13 protein-coding genes are annotated in these 17,367 nt (G+C 66.9%); 9 read left to right on the plus strand and 4 right to left on the minus strand.

Annotated elements, in window-relative coordinates; all coding sequences use genetic code 11:
* Position 1 precedes the first annotated feature (1 nt).
* The gene (locus tag RS901_RS00845; protein ID WP_316150943.1) at positions 2 to 310 is read left to right on the plus strand and encodes a hypothetical protein; all 309 of its coding nucleotides are present in this window, start codon (positions 2 to 4) and stop codon (positions 308 to 310) included.
* Between the two features lie 78 nt (positions 311 to 388).
* Here RS901_RS00845 and alaS read toward each other — a convergent pair whose 3' ends face one another.
* Complete coding sequence (alaS, locus tag RS901_RS00850; RefSeq protein WP_316150944.1) at positions 389 to 3,013, minus strand: alanine--tRNA ligase; 2,625 nt, start codon at positions 3,011 to 3,013, stop codon at positions 389 to 391.
* Positions 3,014 to 3,311: 298 nt separating this feature from the next.
* Between alaS and RS901_RS00855 the strand changes: the two genes are divergently transcribed.
* The 3 genes from RS901_RS00855 (at position 3,312) to RS901_RS00865 (ending at position 6,109) form a co-directional block, all read left to right on the plus strand.
* Positions 3,312 to 4,532 carry a CaiB/BaiF CoA-transferase family protein gene (locus RS901_RS00855; RefSeq protein ID WP_316150946.1) on the plus strand — a complete coding sequence of 407 codons (1,221 nt, stop codon included), beginning with the start codon at positions 3,312 to 3,314 and terminating at the stop codon, positions 4,530 to 4,532.
* A 97-nt stretch (positions 4,533 to 4,629) separates the two neighbouring features.
* Positions 4,630 to 5,085, plus strand: coding sequence for a DUF2214 family protein (locus RS901_RS00860; RefSeq protein WP_013957560.1), 456 nt, complete (start codon positions 4,630 to 4,632; stop codon positions 5,083 to 5,085).
* 28 nt (positions 5,086 to 5,113) lie between these two features.
* Complete coding sequence (locus RS901_RS00865; protein WP_316150947.1) at positions 5,114 to 6,109, plus strand: tripartite tricarboxylate transporter substrate binding protein; 996 nt, start codon at positions 5,114 to 5,116, stop codon at positions 6,107 to 6,109.
* Positions 6,110 to 6,142: 33 nt separating this feature from the next.
* Here the strand turns inward: RS901_RS00865 and RS901_RS00870 are convergent, their stop codons facing one another.
* Entirely contained in the window at positions 6,143 to 7,939 is a 1,797-nt protein-coding gene (locus tag RS901_RS00870; RefSeq protein WP_316150949.1) for a potassium/proton antiporter, read from the minus strand.
* A 350-nt stretch (positions 7,940 to 8,289) separates the two neighbouring features.
* On the opposite strand from RS901_RS00870, the gene RS901_RS00875 reads away from it, so the two are divergent.
* The 3 genes from RS901_RS00875 to RS901_RS00885 all read left to right on the plus strand — a co-directional run bounded on the left by RS901_RS00875 (position 8,290) and on the right by RS901_RS00885 (position 10,920).
* Positions 8,290 to 8,751: a tripartite tricarboxylate transporter TctB family protein gene (locus tag RS901_RS00875; protein ID WP_013957563.1), complete on the plus strand. Its 462-nt coding sequence runs from the start codon at positions 8,290 to 8,292 to the stop codon at positions 8,749 to 8,751.
* A gap of 13 nt (positions 8,752 to 8,764) precedes the next feature.
* Positions 8,765 to 10,267, plus strand: a complete 1,503-nt coding sequence (locus tag RS901_RS00880; protein WP_316150950.1) for a tripartite tricarboxylate transporter permease — start codon at positions 8,765 to 8,767, stop codon at positions 10,265 to 10,267.
* A 179-nt stretch (positions 10,268 to 10,446) separates the two neighbouring features.
* Positions 10,447 to 10,920 (plus strand): YbaK/EbsC family protein, encoded by a 474-nt coding sequence (locus RS901_RS00885; RefSeq protein WP_316150951.1) that lies wholly within the window; start codon positions 10,447 to 10,449, stop codon positions 10,918 to 10,920.
* A gap of 151 nt (positions 10,921 to 11,071) precedes the next feature.
* Here the strand turns inward: RS901_RS00885 and katG are convergent, their stop codons facing one another.
* Positions 11,072 to 13,315: a catalase/peroxidase HPI gene (gene katG / locus RS901_RS00890; protein WP_316150952.1), complete on the minus strand. Its 2,244-nt coding sequence runs from the start codon at positions 13,313 to 13,315 to the stop codon at positions 11,072 to 11,074.
* A 218-nt stretch (positions 13,316 to 13,533) separates the two neighbouring features.
* Positions 13,534 to 14,418 carry a LysR substrate-binding domain-containing protein gene (locus RS901_RS00895; RefSeq protein WP_316150953.1) on the minus strand — a complete coding sequence of 295 codons (885 nt, stop codon included), beginning with the start codon at positions 14,416 to 14,418 and terminating at the stop codon, positions 13,534 to 13,536.
* Between the two features lie 163 nt (positions 14,419 to 14,581).
* On the opposite strand from RS901_RS00895, the gene RS901_RS00900 reads away from it, so the two are divergent.
* Both RS901_RS00900 and ggt read left to right on the plus strand, forming a co-directional pair.
* The gene (locus RS901_RS00900) at positions 14,582 to 15,559 is read left to right on the plus strand and encodes a Bug family tripartite tricarboxylate transporter substrate binding protein (protein ID WP_013957568.1); all 978 of its coding nucleotides are present in this window, start codon (positions 14,582 to 14,584) and stop codon (positions 15,557 to 15,559) included.
* A 52-nt stretch (positions 15,560 to 15,611) separates the two neighbouring features.
* Positions 15,612 to 17,237 carry a gamma-glutamyltransferase gene (ggt, locus tag RS901_RS00905; protein WP_316150954.1) on the plus strand — a complete coding sequence of 542 codons (1,626 nt, stop codon included), beginning with the start codon at positions 15,612 to 15,614 and terminating at the stop codon, positions 17,235 to 17,237.
* Positions 17,238 to 17,367: the final 130 nt, after the last annotated feature.

Raw genomic sequence — 17,367 nt, forward strand, 5'->3', positions numbered from 1 at the left:
CATGATGATCGCCAGATGGCAAATCGATGCCCGCTTCGGCCACAAGCAGGAAGTCATCGAGCGGCTGCAACGCTGGGCGCGCGAGATCGCGCCCCAGATCGGCATGACCACGGGCCGGATGCTGACCGGCTCGATCGGCGCGCGCGAGGCGACCGTAGTCCATGACTGGGAAATCGCCGATCTCGGCGAACTGGAACGGGCCTGGGCCAAGCTGGCCACAATTCCCGAGCACGCGGCGTGGGGCAAGGAGCTTGAGCCCCACGTGGTTTCCGGGACAGCGCGATGGGAGGTTTATCGGATAGTGGAATAGCGACACGCCGCAGCCGCCCGGAGAAAATGAAAAAGGGCGCCGAAGCGCCCTTTTTCGACTACCTGATCGCGCTAGCGATCAGATCTTTGCCGCTACCCACTCCGCCACCCCGGACAGCGCCTGCGGCAGCTTGGCCGGCTCGGTGCCGCCGGCCTGTGCCATGTCGGGGCGGCCACCACCCTTGCCGCCCACCTGCTGGGCCACAAAGTTCACCAGCTCGCCGGCCTTGACCTTGCCCGTGGCATCGGCGGTAACGCCGGCGATCAGGCTGACCCTGCCGTCGGCCACCGCGCCCAGCACGATGGCCGCGCTCTGCAGCTTGTCCTTGAGCTTGTCCATGGTCTCGCGCAGGGCCTTGACGTCGGCGCCGTCCAGCTGCGCGGCCAGCACCTTCAGGCCCTTGATGTCGACCGCCTGCGCGGCCAGCTCGTCGCCCTGCGAGGCGGCCAGCTTGCTCTTCAGGCGTTCCAGCTCCTTCTCCAGCGCGCGCACCTGGTCCTGCACCTGGCCGATGCGCGGCACCAGCTCGGACGGCTGGGCCTTCAGCACGGCGGCGGCTTCGTTCAGCCTGGCATCCAGGCCCTGCAGGTAGTGCAGCGCGTTGTCGCCGGTAATGGCTTCGACGCGGCGGATGCCGGCGGCAACGCCGCCTTCCACCACGATCTTGAACAGGCCGATATCGCCGGTGCGGTGCACGTGGGTGCCGGCGCACAGTTCCTTCGAGGTGCCGATCGACAGCACGCGCACGTCGTCAGCGTACTTCTCGCCGAACAGTGCCATCGCGCCGCTCTTGACCGCGTCGTCGAACGGCATGACCTCGGCGTGCGTGTCGTCGTTGCGCAGAATCTCGGCGTTGACAATCTCTTCCACGCGGCGGATCTGCTCGTCGGTCAGCGCCGCGTTGTGCGAGAAGTCGAAGCGGGTCTTGTCCGCATCCACCAGCGAGCCCTTCTGCTGCACGTGGCTGCCCAGCACTTCACGCAGGGCCTTGTGCATCAGGTGGGTGGCCGAGTGGTTGCGCACGGTGCGCGCACGGCGCTGCGCGTCGACCTGGGCCGATACGGCGTCGCCCACCTTGAGCGTGCCGCCTTCCAGCGTGCCCTGGTGGCCGAACACGTCGGCCTGGATCTTGGTCGTGTCAGCCACGGCGAAGACAGCATTGCCTGCCTTGAGCACGCCCTGGTCACCGGCCTGGCCGCCGGATTCGGCGTAGAACGGGGTGTTGTCCAGCACAACCACGCCGGTCTGGCCCGGCTGCATGGCGTTCACGGCGGCGCCGTCCACATACAGCGCAGTGACCTTGGCTTGCGGCAGTTCCAGCTTCTCGTAGCCGTGGAATACGGTCTTGTCGCCGGTGTACTCCAGGCCGGCGGCCATCTTGAACTTGCCGGCGGCGCGCGCCTGCTCGCGCTGGCGGTTCATGGCCGCGTCGAAGGCAGCCTCGTCCACGCCGATTTCCTGCTCGCGGCACACGTCCTGCGTCAGGTCCAGCGGGAAGCCGAAGGTGTCGTGCAGCTTGAATGCGAGTTCGCCGTCCAGCGTCTTGCCGCCCTTGAGCTTCAGGTCGGCCAGCGCGGCGTCCAGGATCGACATGCCGTTTTCGATGGTCTCGAAGAAGCGCTCTTCCTCGGCCTTCAGCACTTCGGTCACGCGCGACTGCGCTTCAGCCAGTTCCGGGTAGGCCTGGCCCATCTGGGCGACCAGGTCCGGCACCAGCTTGTGGAAGAACGGGGTCTTCTGGCCCAGCTTGTAGCCATGGCGGATGGCGCGGCGGATGATCCGGCGCAGCACGTAGCCGCGGCCTTCGTTGCCGGGGATCACGCCGTCGACGATCAGAAACGCGCACGCGCGGATATGGTCGGCAATGACCTTCAGCGAGTTCTGGTTCAGGTTGTCGATATGCGTTTCACGCGCGGCGGCCTTGATCAGTGCCTGGAACAGGTCGATCTCATAATTGCTGTGCACGTGCTGCAGCACCGCGGCAATGCGCTCCAGGCCCATGCCGGTGTCCACGCACGGCTTGGGCAGCGGCGTCATGTTGCCCTGGTCGTCGCGGTTGAACTGCATGAACACCAGGTTCCAGACCTCGATGTAGCGGTCGCCGTCTTCCTCGGGCGATCCCGGGGGGCCGCCCCACACGTCCGGGCCGTGGTCGTAGAAGATTTCCGAGCACGGGCCGCACGGGCCGGTGTCGGCCATCTGCCAGAAGTTGTCCGACGCGTAGCGCGCACCCTTGTTGTCGCCGATGCGCACGATGCGCTCGGCCGGCACGCCCACTTCCTTGGCCCAGATGTCGTAGGCCTCGTCGTCTTCCGCGTAGACCGTCACCCACAGCTTTTCAGCCGGCAGCTGGTAGGTCTTGGTCAGCAGTTCCCATGCGTAGTGGATGGCTTCGCGCTTGAAGTAGTCGCCAAACGAGAAGTTGCCCAGCATCTCGAAGAACGTATGGTGGCGCGCGGTGTAGCCGACGTTCTCCAGGTCATTGTGCTTGCCGCCGGCGCGCACCGAGCGCTGCGCCGAGGTGGCGCGGGTGTACGGGCGCTTGTCGGTGCCCAGGAACACGTCCTTGAACTGCACCATGCCGGAGTTGGTGAACAGCAGCGTCGGGTCGTTCGCCGGCACCAGGCTGGACGAGCGGACCACGGTATGGCCCTTCGATTCGAAGAACTGCAGGAACTTGCTGCGAATGTCTGAGACTTTCATGGGATGGCGGACGCTTGCCCTGGCGTGGCCGGGCGCGACGAATCAGTATGGGATTTGCAAACCGTTGATTATACGGGCAAGGCAGCCCGCCAGGCACGTCAGGCATGGCGCCAGGGAGCCGGCCGGCTATCGCCCAAATCCCATCGACGAAAGCGCCCCATAAAGCACCCAAAGCCGCACCGGCGATTTGCCGGTGGTACAGTGCAGGCACCCCGCGCCGGCCTCTGTTTCCGGGAGTGCGCCGACTTCGCGCTGTTCCGACCGATCCCCCGCCTTACCCACTGCACTGACTACCGCCATGGGAGCTTTAAGCCATCTCCGCGTCCTCGACCTGACCCGCGTCCTTGCCGGGCCGTGGTGCGCCCAGAACCTTGCCGATTTCGGCGCCGACGTGATCAAGATCGAGCGCCCCGGCGCCGGCGACGACACCCGCACCTGGGGCCCGCCCTGGCTCAAGGACGAGGACGGTCGCGACACCGCAGAAGCCGCCTACTACCTGGCCGCCAACCGCAACAAGCGCTCGGTGACCTGCGACATCAGCACGCCGGAAGGCCAGCAGATCGTGCGCGAGCTGGCGGCGCAGAGCGACGTGGTGCTGGAGAACTACAAGGTCGGCCAGCTCAAAAAGTACGGCCTGGATTACGAGTCGCTCAGGCAGGTCAGACCCGACCTGATCTACTGCTCGGTCACCGGCTTCGGCCAGACCGGCCCGTACGCCGCGCGCCCGGGCTACGACTTCATCATCCAGGGCATGGGCGGCTTCATGAGTCTCACCGGCGAGCGCGACGGCCTGCCCGGCGGCGGCCCGCAGAAGGCCGGCGTGGCCATTTCCGACCTGATGACCGGCCAGTACGCCACCATCGCCGTGCTGGCGGCGCTGGCGCACCGCGACCGCACCGGCGAGGGCCAGTACATCGACATGGCCCTGCTGGACGTGCAGGTGGCGATGCTGGCCAACATGAACACCAACTACCTGGCCAGCGGCGAGGCGCCGCGCCGCTGGGGCAATGCGCACCCCAATATCGTGCCCTACCAGACCTTCCAGGCCGCCGATGGCTGGCTGATCGTGGCCGTGGGCAACGACGGGCAGTTCCGCAAGTTCGTCACCGACGGCGGCAAGCCCGAGCTGGCCGACGACCCGCGCTTTGCCACCAACCCGCAGCGCGTGGCCAACCGCGACGTGCTGGTGCCGATCCTGGCCGAGATGGTGCGCCCGCGCACCCGCGACCAGTGGATCCGCGACCTGGAGGCCGCCGGCGTGCCGTGCGGCCCGATCAACACCCTCGACGACGTGTTCGAGGACGACCAGGTCAAGGCGCGCGGCCTGCGCGTGGACCTGCCCCACCCCAGCGCCGGCGAGGTCAAGCTGGTGGGCAGCCCGATCAAGATGAGCGCCACGCCGCCACAGGCGCTGCGCCACCCGCCGCTGCTGGGCGAGCACACCGACACGGTGCTGGCCGACACGCTGGGCTACAGCCCTGGGCAGATCGAAGCACTGCGTGCAAAGGGTGTGCTGTAAGATTCTCCTCCTGCTGGCGGCCGGGCCCTGGTGCCCTGCCGCCGGTGCCTTCCCGAAGCAGTTCAGTCCCCACTGAAGCAAAGGCAAAGGAGAACCCATGCTGACCGACGCCATACTGGCTTTCCTGCATTTCCTTGCAATCTTCGTCCTGATCACCCTGATGGCCGCCGAGGCGGTGGTGCTGCGCCCGGAAATCACGCCGGCCGCGGTGCGGCGCCTGTCGCTGTACGACCTGTTCTATTTCCTGTCCGCAATGGTGGTGCTGGGCACCGGCCTGCTGCGCCTGTTCTACGGCGCCAAGGGCGTCGATTTCTACCTGCACAACCCGTGGTTCCATGCCAAGGTGGGCGTGTTCGTGCTGATCGCGCTGTGCTCGCTGCCGCCGACCTTCGCCATCGCGCGCTGGCGCAAGCAGGCGCGCCGGCTGCCGGATTACGTGCCGCCACCGTCCGAGCTGAAGGCCGCCCGCCGCTGGGTGATGATCGAAGCCCACCTGCTGATCCTGCTGCCGCTGTGCGCGGTCATGATGGCGCGGGGCATCGGCGCCAGATAAATATTCCAATCCCCCTGAAGTCCGAGACATGCTGAAGAAACTGCTTGCCGCCGCGCTGACCGCGGCCCTGCTGCCCGCCGCCGCCGTGGCGGCCACCAATGCCTACCCGACCAAGCCGGTCCGCTTCGTGGTGCCTTACCCTGCCGGCGGCCCGCTCGACACTGTCGCGCGCGCCATCGGCGAGAAGCTGCGCGACAGCCTGGGCCAGCCGGTGGTGGTCGAGAACAAGCCGGGCGCCGGCGGCAACCTGGGCGCGGACTACGTCGCCAAGCAGCCGGCCGACGGCTACACCATCGTCATGGGCGCGGTGGCCACGCACGCCATCAACCCGACGCTGTTCAGCAAGATGCCGTACGACCCGGTCAAGGACTTCGCGCCGATCACGCTGGTGGCCGACGTGCCCAACGCGCTGGTGATGCACCCGGGCAAGGCCGCCGAGCTGCACATCAACAACTTGCGCGACCTGGTCGCATACGCGCGCAAGAACCCGGGCAAGCTCGACTACGCCTCGGGCGGCAACGGCAGCGCCGGCCATCTGTCGGGCGAGCTCTTCAAGAGCATGGCGAAGATCAGCATGGTCCATATCCCGTACAACGGCGCGTCGCCGGCACAGCTGTCGGTGCTGTCGGGCCAGACCGACCTGATCTTCGACAACCTGGCTTCTGCCTCGGCCAATATCAAGGCGGGCAAGCTGAAGGCATTTGCGGTCACCACCGTCAGCCGCGCCGCGGCCTTCCCGGAACTGCCGACCATCGCGGAAGCGGGCAAGGGGCTGGGCCTGGAAGGCTTCGACATCTCCACGTGGTTCGGCGTGTTCGCGCCGGCCAACACCCCGCGCGAGATCGTCGAGCGGCTTAACCATGAGATCGTGGCAATCCTGAAGACCGACGAGATGAAGGCACGCCTGGCCCGCATCGGCGCACAACCGGCACCGACCACGCCCGAGCAGTTCGCGGCGCTGATCCAGCGCGAACTGAAGAAATACGCGCAGATCGTGAAGGTGTCCGGGGCGAAGGTGGACTAAAGAAAAAGGCGGCCATGGCCGCCTTTCTTGTTCCTACTCCGCTTCGGCGCCCTCGCCACTGCGGGCGCCGCCATCCTTTTTCCGCCGCGGCCATAGCCGCCCGCCCGAATCCCCCTCCAGCCGCGGCAGCAACAGCCCCACCTGCAGGATTTGCGCGCCCTCCATGCGCGTCACCGTCAGCGGCAGGCCGGCGATCTCGACGCTGTCACCCTCCACCGGCGGCGAGGTGAAGGCCCGTAGCATGGCAGCCTCCAGCGTCAGCGGCGCTTCTTGCGGCGTCAGCGTGCGTGTGCCATACAGCGCCGCCACATCGCGCAGCAGCGCATCGCCCGACAGCAGGAAATCATGCGAGGCCTGCTCCCAGGTGGGCGCGCGGCCCGGTGCCTGGAACAGCGCCGACAGCATCGGCAGGGTCGTCACCGGCGCCAGCACCGAAACGCTGTCGCCGGCGCGCAGCATGGTCTGGTCCAGCGCCGCCAGCGCATCGTCGCGCGCCACCGTCAGCAGCCGGCAGCGCGGCGGCAGTTCCAGCTGGTCGGCGCGCACGTTCTCCACGGGCGCATTGGGTCCCACCTCGAACTGCATCACCTCCAGGATCGGCGCGCGCGTGCCGCGCAGGCGCGAACGCGCCAGCGGCTCGGGGTAGCCGGGGCGCCGCACGCGCGCCAGGCGCGCGGCCACCGACACCGTGGTGCCCTGGAACAGCAGGCTGGCCAGCACCACGGCAAAGGCGATGCGGAACAGCAGCCCCGCTTGCGGCACCTCGCGCAGCAGCGGAAACAGCGCCAGTACGATCGGCACCGCGCCGCGCAGGCCCATCCAGGCGATAAAGCCGGTCTCGCGCGCATGGAAGCGGAACGGCAGCAGCGCCAGCCACACCGCCACCGGCCGCGCCACCAGCATCAGGAAGGCCGCCACGGCCGCCGCCGGGCCGGCCACCTCCCAGATCCGGTGCGGCGCCACCAGCAGGCCCAGCAGCAGGAACATGGCCGACTGCGCCAGCCAGGCCATGCCGTCCATGGCGCGCATGGTGTCCGAGGTCACCGCGCGCTCGCGGTTGCCGATCAGCATGCCGGTCAGGTACACCGCCAGGAAGCCGCTGCCGCCGGCGCTCTGCACGAGCGCGAACACCATCGCGCCGCCCGAGCACAGCAGGATCGCCTGCAGCCCTTCGGCCACGCGGATGCGCTCCAGCACGCGGGCCAGGCAATAGCCGAGCGCCAGGCCGAGCACGCCGCCCACGCCGAACTGCACCAGCAGCCGCGTGACCAGACCCAGCGGCGTCAGGCCGTCAGGCGCGGTCAGCCATTCGATCAGCGTCAGGGTCAGGAAGATCGCCATCGGGTCGTTGATGCCCGACTCGATCTCGAGCACGCTCGCCACCCGGTCCTTGAGCCGGATGCCGCTGCTATTGAGCATCGAGAACACCGCGGCCGCGTCGGTCGAGCCGACGATGGCGCCAAGCAGCAGCCCGAGCCGCCAGTCGATGCCCAGCAGCCACGCCGCGAACACGCCGACCAGCGCTGCCGTCACCAGCACCCCCACGGTCGCCAGCGACAGCGAAGGCTTCAGCGCCACCCGGAAGGTGGCAAAGCGCGTGCGCAGCCCGCCATCGAGCAGGATCACCGCCAGCGCCAGGTTGCCGACCAGGAAGCTGAGCCAGGTGTCGGAGAAGCGGATGCCGCCCGGGCCGTCCACGCCGGCCAGCATGCCCACGGCCAGGAAGACCAGCAGGAACGGCACGCCCAGGCGAGCCGAGAAAGCGCCCAGCACGATGCCCAGCGACATCACGACGGCGCCGATCAGGATGACGTGGTCGATGCTCTCCAAACCGCTCCTTGCGTTGCATTGCGGTTCCCTTGCGGAACCTTTCAGACCTTTCAGCAAGTCTTCGGCCGTGCGGCGGAAGAACGCCCCGGATGATAGCGCAGCGGCCCCGCCACAGCCGGGCGCTTTGCCCGCCAGGCCGCCTCCAGCCTGGCTCGACGGCGCTTTTAAGCGCTAATTCACTAGGGGATACCCTCGGCATGACCCTGTTTGCAGACATCTGAAAGGTAGCTGAAAGGTCGCCCCCTTAACTTCCACCCTGCCCGCGGGAGGGCCCCGCCCGCGGCCTGCGTTAATGCAGTGCAGCAAGGGACCAGCCACAGATTTCAAGCGTCTTATCGAGGAGATTCACTTTGCGCATACGTAGCCAAAAGGACTTCGCCTCCGGCCTGCTGTTTATCCTGGTCGGATTCGGCTTTTCCTGGGTCGCACGCGGCTATTCCATGGGAACCGCCGCAAAAATGGGACCGGGATACTTCCCGTTCTGGCTTGGCATTGTGCTCGCCCTGCTGGGCGCGCTGGTGCTGTGGGGTTCGCTGTCTTCCAAGATGGAAGAAGACAACCTCGCCCGCTGGGACATCAAGACGCTGCTGTGGATCCTCGGTTCGGTGGTGCTGTTCGGCCTGCTGCTGAAGCCGCTGGGCATGGTGCTGTCGGTGCTGGTGCTGGTGCTGGTGTCGTCGATGGCCAGCCACGAGTTCAGCTGGAAGGGCGCCATCCTCAACTCGATCATCCTGGTGCTGATCAGCCTGGGCGCGTTCGTGTACGGCATCAACCTGCAGATGCCGGTGTGGCCGGCTTTCCTGGCAAGCTAAGGAGGCCGCCAACATGGAACTACTCGCCAACCTGGGCCTGGGCTTTTCCACCGCCCTGACCTTCCAGAACCTCGCGTACGCCTTCCTGGGCTGCGTGCTGGGTACCCTGATCGGCGTGCTGCCGGGCCTGGGGCCGCTGGCCACCATCGCCATGCTGCTGCCGGTGACCTACACGCTGCCGCCGGTGGCTGCGCTGATCATGCTGGCCGGCATCTACTACGGCGCCCAGTACGGTGGCTCGACCACCGCCATCCTGGTGAACCTGCCTGGTGAATCGTCCTCGGTGGTGACAACCATCGATGGCTACCAGATGGCAAGACGAGGGCGAGCGGGGGTGGCGCTGGCGACAGCGGGCCTGGGCTCGTTCTTCGCCGGCTGCGTGGCCACCCTGATCCTGGCCGCCTTTGCCGCGCCGCTGTCGGAACTGGCCTTCAAGTTCGGCCCCGCCGAGTACTTCTCGCTGATGGTGCTGGGCCTGATCGGCGCCGTGGTGCTGGCTTCGGGTTCGCTGGTCAAGGCCATCGCCATGATCGTGCTGGGCCTGCTGCTGGGCCTGGTCGGTACCGACGTGAACTCGGGCGCGGCGCGCTTCTCGTTCGACGTGCCTGAACTGACCGACGGCCTGAACTTCGTCTCGGTGGCAATGGGTGTGTTCGGCTTCGCGGAAATCATCGCGAACCTGGAGCAGAAGGAACATCGCGAAACCTTCACCGACCACATCACCAACCTGTTCCCGAACAAGGAAGACTTCAAGCGCATGATCCCCGCGGTGCTGCGTGGCACCGTGCTGGGTTCGGCGCTGGGTATCCTGCCGGGCGGTGGTGCGGCGCTGGCTTCGTTTGCGGCCTACTCGCTGGAAAAGAAGACCTCGAAGTACTCGCATGAGTTCGGCAAGGGTGCGATCGAAGGCGTGGCCGGCCCCGAATCGGCCAACAATGCCGCGGCGCAGACCTCGTTCATTCCGCTGCTGACGCTGGGCATTCCGCCCAACGCCGTGATGGCGCTGATGGTGGGCGCGATGACCATCCACAACATCCAGCCCGGCCCGCAGGTGATGACCAGCAACCCGGCGCTGTTCTGGGGCCTGATCGCCTCGATGTGGATCGGCAACTTCATGCTGATCGTGCTGAACCTGCCGCTGATCGGCATCTGGGTGAAGCTGCTGAAGGTGCCTTACCGCTACCTGTACCCGGCCATCCTGACGTTCTGCTGCATCGGCGTGTACTCGGTCCAGAACACCACTTTCGACGTGTTCCAGACCGCGGCCTTCGGCGTGATCGGCTACCTGTTCATCAAGCTCAAGTGCGAGCCGGCGCCGCTGCTGCTGGGTTTCGTGCTGGGGCCGATGATGGAAGAAAACTTCCGCCGCTCGCTGCTGCTGTCGCGCGGTGACTTCAGCGTGTTCGTGACGCGCCCGCTGTCGCTGGGCCTGCTGATCGCCGCTGCCGTGCTGGTGCTGGTCGTGGCGATGCCATCGATCAAGTCCAAGCGCGAGGAAGCGTTCCAGGAAGAATAAGCAGGGAATATCGCCGGCCCTGCGGCCGGCGGCACAACACCCTAAGGGCACCGCAAGGTGCCCTTTTTTTGTGCTTGCTGGCTACGTTTAGGCTCCGCCCCACCGCCACCCGCCGCCCGACGACCTATATTGGTAGGATTCGGACAACGGTCGCGCTGCGCGCGTCGGAGGTTGAAATCATGACCATGTCTACCACGCTGGCGAGATGCCTGAGCAAGAAGCAGAGCCAGTTCGACACAGTTCGGCACCCCTACAGCCTCAGCAGCATGGCCACTGCGCAGGCCGCTAACATTCCCGGAGACCGCCTGGCCAAGACCGTCCTGCTGGAAGATGGCAGTGGATACGTCACTGCCGTGATTCCTTCCACTCACCACCTGAAACTGTCGGAAATCCGCGAGCAGACCGGCCGCAGCCTGTCGCTGGCGCACGAGGATGGCGTGCGCGAGGTGTTCAGGGACTGCGACTACGGCGCGATCCCGCCAGTCGGCATGGCGTACGGCACGCAGACCTGGCTCGACGACAGCCTGCTGACGCACCCCGACGTCTACTTCGAGGCGGGCGACCACCAGGAACTGGTGCACATGAGCACCGATCAGTTTCTCGAACTGATGGCCGACGCGCGGCGCGGGCATTTCGCGCACCGGATCATGTGAGGCAGGGGCATGCCCTGGCAGGACAAGCGGCCGGCGCATGCCGGCCGCTTGTCATGGTGTCATGGCACCGGCGCCCGCCCACCGCGCCGCGCGTGTGACAGGAGCAGGCCCCGCCAGGCAATGCTGCCCTGACAGGGCACCGCGCGACCGCTCAAGCGAGGTCGAACCGGTCGAGGTTCATCACCTTGACCCAGGCGGCAACAAAGTCGCGGACGAACTTTTCCTGCGCGTCGTCGCTGGCATAGACTTCGCAAAGCGCCCGGAGCTGTGCATTCGAACCAAATACCAGATCGACGCGGGTGCCGGTCCACTTGCGCTGGCCGGTCTTGCGGTCACACCCTTCGAACACGTCCCGGGCCTCCGACAGCGGCTTCCATTCCGTGCGCATGTCTAGCAGGTTGCGGAAGAAGTCGTTGGTCAGCGTTTCCGGCCGGTCCGTGAAGACGCCGTGCGCGTCCTGCCCGGCCTGCACGTTCAGCACGCGCAGCCCGCCGATCAGCGCCGTCATCTCGGGCGCGGTCAGGGTCAGCAATTGCGCCTTGTCGACCAGCAGCGCCTCCGCCGGAACGCTGTACTTCGCCTTGAGGAAATTGCGGAAACCATCTGCCTTCGGCTCAAGCACCCCGACCGACACCACATCGGTCTGTTCCTGCGAGGCGTCCATGCGGCCTGGCGCAAACGGCACGGTCACGCGATGGCCGGCCTTCTGCGCCGCCTGCTCGATCCCGGCGCCACCGGCCAGCACGATCAGATCGGCGAGCGAGATCTTCTTGCCGCCGGACTGCGCGCCGTTGAACTCGGCCTGGATCCCTTCGAGAACCTTCAGCACCTTCCCCAGCTGCTCGGGCTGGTTGGCCGCCCAGTCTTTTTGCGGCGCCAGGCGGATGCGCGCGCCGTTGGCGCCACCGCGCTTGTCCGAACCGCGGAAGGTGGATGCCGAAGCCCAGGCAGTCTGCACCAGTTGCGAGACGGACAGCCCGGAGGCCAGGATCTTCTGCTTGAGCGCGGCGACGTCCTGCTCGCTGACCAGCGGATGGTCCACCGCCGGGATGGGATCCTGCCAGATCAGTTCCTCGGCCGGCACTTCCGGTCCAAGGTAGCGGGCGCGCGGACCCATGTCGCGGTGGATCAGCTTGAACCAGGCGCGGGCAAAGGCATCGGCAAGCTGCTCAGGATGCTCCAGGAAGCGCCGCGAGATCTTCTCGTAGGCCGGGTCGAAACGCAGCGACAGGTCCGTGGTCAGCATCGTCGGCCGCAGCTTCTTTGACGGATCGTAGGCGTGCGGGATGGTTTCCCCGGCATCCTTGGCCACCCACTGGTTGGCGCCGGCGGGGCTCTTGGTCAGCTCCCATTCGTGGCCGAACAGACTCTCCAGGTAGCTATTGCCCCACTTGGTCGGCGTACTGCTCCAGGTCACCTCCAGGCCGCTGCCGATCGTGTCGGCGCCCTTGCCGGTGCCAAAGGTGCTCGACCATCCCAGGCCCTGTTGCTCGAGGCCGGCGGCCTCTGGTACGGGCCCGACATTGTCCGCGGGGGCGGCACCGTGCGTCTTGCCGAACGCATGCCCGCCGGCAATCAGTGCGACGGTCTCTTCGTCGCCCATGGCCATGCGCGCGAAGGATTCGCGGATATCGTGCGCCGCGGCGAGCGGGTCCGGGTTGCCTTCGGGGCCTTCCGGGTTCACATAGATCAGGCCCATCTGCATGGCGGCCAGCGGGTACTCCAGGTCGCGTCCGGGCACGGCCTGGCTCGCCTCGGCGGCGGCGCTCACACCTTCGCCAGCGGCTGTGCCGGCGGCACCCTTGCCGTAGCGCACATCCCCGGCCAGCCAGGTATTTTCATTGCCCCAGTACACATCCGCGTCCGGCTCCCAGGTATCTTCGCGGCCCCCGCCGAAGCCGAAGGTCTTGAAGCCCATGGTTTCGAGAGCGACGTTGCCGCTCAGGATCATCAGGTCGGCCCACGAGATCTTCTGGCCATATTTTTGCTTGATTGGCCAGAGCAGGCGGCGCGCCTTGTCCAGGCCGACGTTGTCCGGCCAGCTGTTGAGCGGCGCGAAACGCTGCTGGCCGCGCCCGGCGCCGCCGCGGCCATCGCCGATGCGGTACGTGCCGGCACTGTGCCAGGCCATGCGGATGAACAGCGGACCATAGTGGCCGAAGTCTGCCGGCCACCAGTCCTGCGAGTCGGTCATCAGCGCCGCCAGGTCCTTCTTCAGCGCCGCCAGGTCGAGGCTCTTGAATGCCTGCGCATAGTTGAAGTCCGCGCCCATGGGGTTGGACTTGCCGGAATGCTGGCTGAGCAGGTCCAGGCGCAGCTGGGTTGGCCACCAGTCGCGATTCGTTGTACCGCCACCAGCGGCATGCGTGAAGGGACACTTTGCTTCGTTAGACATACGCTTCTCCATGTGGGGACGTACTGAACACGCCTGCAGCGATGGCATCAAAGGTCGGGCAATCAGCGGACGCGCGAGGGCGTGCGCCGTCGTGGCGCCCATGGCGAGTCGGGCCGCGTCAGCGGCCGTCCGCAACCGAAATATATGCAATAGGAATCTTCAGGAGAATGCGTTTCTGACTATCCGCCCGATAGGACTTGGTTATGGCAAGGCGGCAGTCAGGCGCCGAACAGCTCGCTGCACGCCGCCCGTACCGCCGCGGTCACCTGCCCGCGCCCGTGGTCGCGCCGTTCCAGCATGCCGATGTGACGCATCACGGGCTCGCCGTTGACCAGCAGCGGCAGGATGCGCAGCGCCTCGTCGTCGCGCCAGCGCGCGCGGCGCAGCAGCGGCACCACGGTCACGCCGACTTCCTGCCGCACCAGCTCCACCAGCGCCTCGATCGCGTTCAGCTCCAGGAACTCGTTGACCTTCAGGTGCGCGCGGCGCAGCGCGCGCTCGACCAGCGCGCCGGTGCGCTGGCTGCGGTCAAAGCGCAGGTAGGGATTGGTGGCAAGCGCCTCGCGCGCGTCGCGGCCCGGGCTGCCGCGTGCCGCGATCGCCACCAGCGGCTCATGGTACAGCGGCGTCCAGCGCAGCGTGCCGGGCACGCGCGCGGCGCCCTCGACCAGGATGGCGGCATCCAGCTCGCCAGCCTCGACCTGCGCCGCCAGCTCGATCGACTTGGCGCCGACCAGGCGCACGTCGAGCGCAGGATAAGTGCGCTTCATATGCGCCACCGCATGTGACAGCCCGCCCATCACCGACACCACCGCACCCACCGCGACCGCGCCCGCCATGGCCTGGTCCGAGGCCAGCGGCAGCCGCATCTCGTCATACAGCGCCAGCATGCGCCGCGCCTGCGGCAGCAGCGCGCGGCCGTCGGCATTGAGCACGGCCACCCGGCCGTTGCGGTCGAACAGCTCGCGGCGCAGCTCGGTCTCCAGCGCGCGCATCTGCAGGCTGACGGCGGCCTGGGTCAGCGCCACCTGGCCGGCGGCGGCGGCAAAGGAGCCGTGCTCGGCCACGGCAACAAAGGTACGGAGGAAGCGGACAGTGCTCATCGGCGCACACAAGGGAAGAGTCAGGCATATGCCGGCAAGGGGCGATCATTAAGATTTCCTTGTGACATTGGAAAGAAATATTAGCTTTCTTTGTGACCGGCAGCACGGAATAATGAAGGCCGGCTCTTGAATCGGGGCCAATCGCCTGACACCGGAGACAAGTATGAAATCCTGGCTGCGCCGCTTCGGCATCGGCCTTGGCTGCGGGCTTTGCCTGGCCGCCACGCCCGCACTGGCCGACACCTATCCCAGCAAGCCGATCCGCCTGATCGTGCCCTTCCCGGCCAGCGGCGCGACCGACCTGCTGGCACGCGCCATCGCGCAGAAGGTGGGCACCAGCATGGGCCAGCAGATCGTGGTCGACAACCGCCCCGGCGCCGGCGGCGCGATCGGCTCGGACATGGCCGCCAAGGCTGCACCCGATGGCTATACGCTGCTGATCGCCACCACCAGCACGCATTCGATCGGGCCGTATATCAACACCCGCCTGCCGTACAACACCGAGACCGACTTCACCCCGGTCAGCCAGGTGGCGATCGCCACCAACCTGCTGGTGGTGCCGAACAGCCTGCCGGCGAAGAACGTGCGCGAGCTGATCGACTACGCCAAGAAGCATCCCGGCGAACTGAACTACGCTTCCAGCGGCAACGGCACCGTGGTGCACCTGACCGCCGAGGCCTTCAAGGCGCAGGCGGGCGTGTTCATCACCCACATCCCCTACCGCGGCACCGCGCTGGCCGTGCCGGACCTGATCTCGGGCAAGGTGCAGGTGCTGTTCGACAGCATCGTGTCGGGCTTGCCGCATGTGAAGGACGGCAAGCTCAAGGCACTGGCGGTGACCAGCGCCAAGCGCTCGCCGCTGGCGCCGGAAATCCCCACGGCGAGTGAGTCGGGCCTGCCCGGCTTCGAGTCCGATACCTGGTTCGGCATCTATGGCCCCAAGGGCCTGCCGGCGGATATCGTCAACCGCCTGAATGCCGAATTCAACAAGGCCATCCAGTCGCCCGAGGTCAAGGAACGCCTGGGCAAGCTGGGCGCCGAGCCGGTCGGCGGCACACCGGCGCAGTTCGCCGCGATGGTGAAGAAGGACAGCGCGCGCTGGGGCAAGCTGATCAAGGATCGCAAGATCACGGCAGAATAAGGGCCGCAGAATTTGCGCCACAGACGCACCGAGCACAAGGACACAGACAAGCATGCAGAACTTCAACTGGACCAACCCCTACCCCTCCGTGCGCATCCCGCTGTTTGCGCGCAACGTGGTCTCCACCTCGCACCCGCTGGCTGCGCAGGCCGGCCTGCGCATGCTGCTCAAGGGCGGCAATGCGGTCGATGCCGCCATCGCCGCGGCCGCCGCGATCACCATCGTCGAGCCGGTGTCGTGCGGCCTGGGCAGCGATGCCTTTGCCATCCTGTGGGACGGCAAGGAACTGCACGGCCTGAACTCGTCGGGCGTGGCCCCGGCGGCGTGGAGCCCGGAATACTTCAAGAACAAATACGGCACCGATGCCAACGGCCTGGCCAACCGCCCGATCCGCGGCTGGGACTCGGTCACCGTGCCCGGCGTGGTCGCCGGCTGGGCCGCGCTGCATGAGCGCTTCGGCAAGCTGCCGTTCGCCGACCTGATGGAGCCGGCGATCGAGATCGCCGAGCGCGGCTATGCCGTGCCGCCGGTGGTGGCGCACAAGTGGGCCGCCGCGGTGCCTGAGCTGAAGGACCAGCACGGCTATGCCGAGACCTTCATGCCCAATGGCCGCGCCCCCGCCGTGGGCGAGAAGTTCACCATGAAGGCTGCCGCCGAAACCCTGCGCAAGATCGGCGCGACCCGTGGCCGCTCCTACTACGAAGGCGAGATCGCCGAGCAGATTGCCGCCTTCAGCCAGCAGTGCGGCGGCGCCATGACGCTCGATGATCTGCGCAACTACCGCCCCGACTGGGTCAAGCCGATCAGCAAGTCCTACCGCGGCTACGAGCTGCACGAGATCCCGCCCAACGGCCAGGGCATCGCCGCGCTGATCGCGCTGGGCATCCTGGACCAGTTCGACATGGCTTCGATCCCGGTGGACTCGGTCGACTCGCAGCACCTGCAGATCGAGGCAATGAAGCTGGCCTTTGCCGACCTCTACCGCTACGTGGCCGACCCGCGCAGCATGGAAGTCACGCCGGAGGAAATGCTCGATGACGCGTACCTGAAGTCGCGCGCGAAGCTGATCGACATGCAGCGCGCCACGCATTTCAACTTCGGCATACCCAAGGTGGGCGGCACCATCTACCTGACCGCCGCCGACGAGAACGGCATGATGATCTCGTTCATCCAGTCCAACTACATGGGCTTCGGCTCGGGCGTGGTGGTGCCGGGCACCGGCATCAGCCTGCAGAACCGCGGCGTGGGCTTCTCGATGGACCCGAAGTCGGCCAACGTGGTCGCGGGCGGCAAGCGTCCGTTCCACACCATCATCCCGGCCTTCCTGACCAAGGACGGCCAGCCGGTGATGAGCTTCGGCGTGATGGGCGGCGACATGCAGCCGCAGGGCCACCTGCAGACCGTGGTGCGCATGCTCGATTACAACCAGCAGCCGCAGGCCGCCTGCTGCGCGCCGCGCTGGAAGGTCAACCGCGACTTCACGCTGGATGTGGAAAGCACCATGGACCCGGCCACGGTCGAGGGCCTGAAGGCGCGCGGCCACCAGCTCAAGTCGGTGGACGATCCGTACATGGACTTCGGCTCGGGCCAGTTCATCTGGCGCCTGTCGGAGGACGCCGAGCACGGCTACGTCGCGGCCAGCGACAGCCGGCGCGATGGCCAGGCAGTGGGGTTCTGAACCTGCTGACTCAGCTGCCTTCGCCAGCGAAACGCCCGGGTCCGCCCGGGCGTTTTTCATGGCGCGGCAGAACTGTCCGCAACTGGCCCGCCCGCGATCGGCCCAACTGTGCATGGCGTGTCCGCGCCCG

Source organism: Cupriavidus sp. BIC8F, assembly GCF_032465815.1.
Taxonomy (GTDB): domain Bacteria; phylum Pseudomonadota; class Gammaproteobacteria; order Burkholderiales; family Burkholderiaceae; genus Cupriavidus; species Cupriavidus necator.

Coding starts and splice junctions, on each gene's coding strand:
- RS901_RS00865 (WP_316150947.1), top strand. CDS start 5,114: ATGCTGAAGAAACTGCTTGCCGCCGCGCTGACCGCGGCCCTGCTGCCC.
- RS901_RS00895 (WP_316150953.1), bottom strand. CDS start 14,418: ATGAGCACTGTCCGCTTCCTCCGTACCTTTGTTGCCGTGGCCGAGCAC.
- katG (WP_316150952.1), bottom strand. CDS start 13,315: ATGTCTAACGAAGCAAAGTGTCCCTTCACGCATGCCGCTGGTGGCGGT.
- RS901_RS00900 (WP_013957568.1), top strand. CDS start 14,582: ATGAAATCCTGGCTGCGCCGCTTCGGCATCGGCCTTGGCTGCGGGCTT.
- RS901_RS00845 (WP_316150943.1), top strand. CDS start 2: ATGATGATCGCCAGATGGCAAATCGATGCCCGCTTCGGCCACAAGCAG.
- RS901_RS00880 (WP_316150950.1), top strand. CDS start 8,765: ATGGAACTACTCGCCAACCTGGGCCTGGGCTTTTCCACCGCCCTGACC.
- alaS (WP_316150944.1), bottom strand. CDS start 3,013: ATGAAAGTCTCAGACATTCGCAGCAAGTTCCTGCAGTTCTTCGAATCG.
- RS901_RS00855 (WP_316150946.1), top strand. CDS start 3,312: ATGGGAGCTTTAAGCCATCTCCGCGTCCTCGACCTGACCCGCGTCCTT.
- RS901_RS00885 (WP_316150951.1), top strand. CDS start 10,447: ATGACCATGTCTACCACGCTGGCGAGATGCCTGAGCAAGAAGCAGAGC.
- RS901_RS00860 (WP_013957560.1), top strand. CDS start 4,630: ATGCTGACCGACGCCATACTGGCTTTCCTGCATTTCCTTGCAATCTTC.
- ggt (WP_316150954.1), top strand. CDS start 15,612: ATGCAGAACTTCAACTGGACCAACCCCTACCCCTCCGTGCGCATCCCG.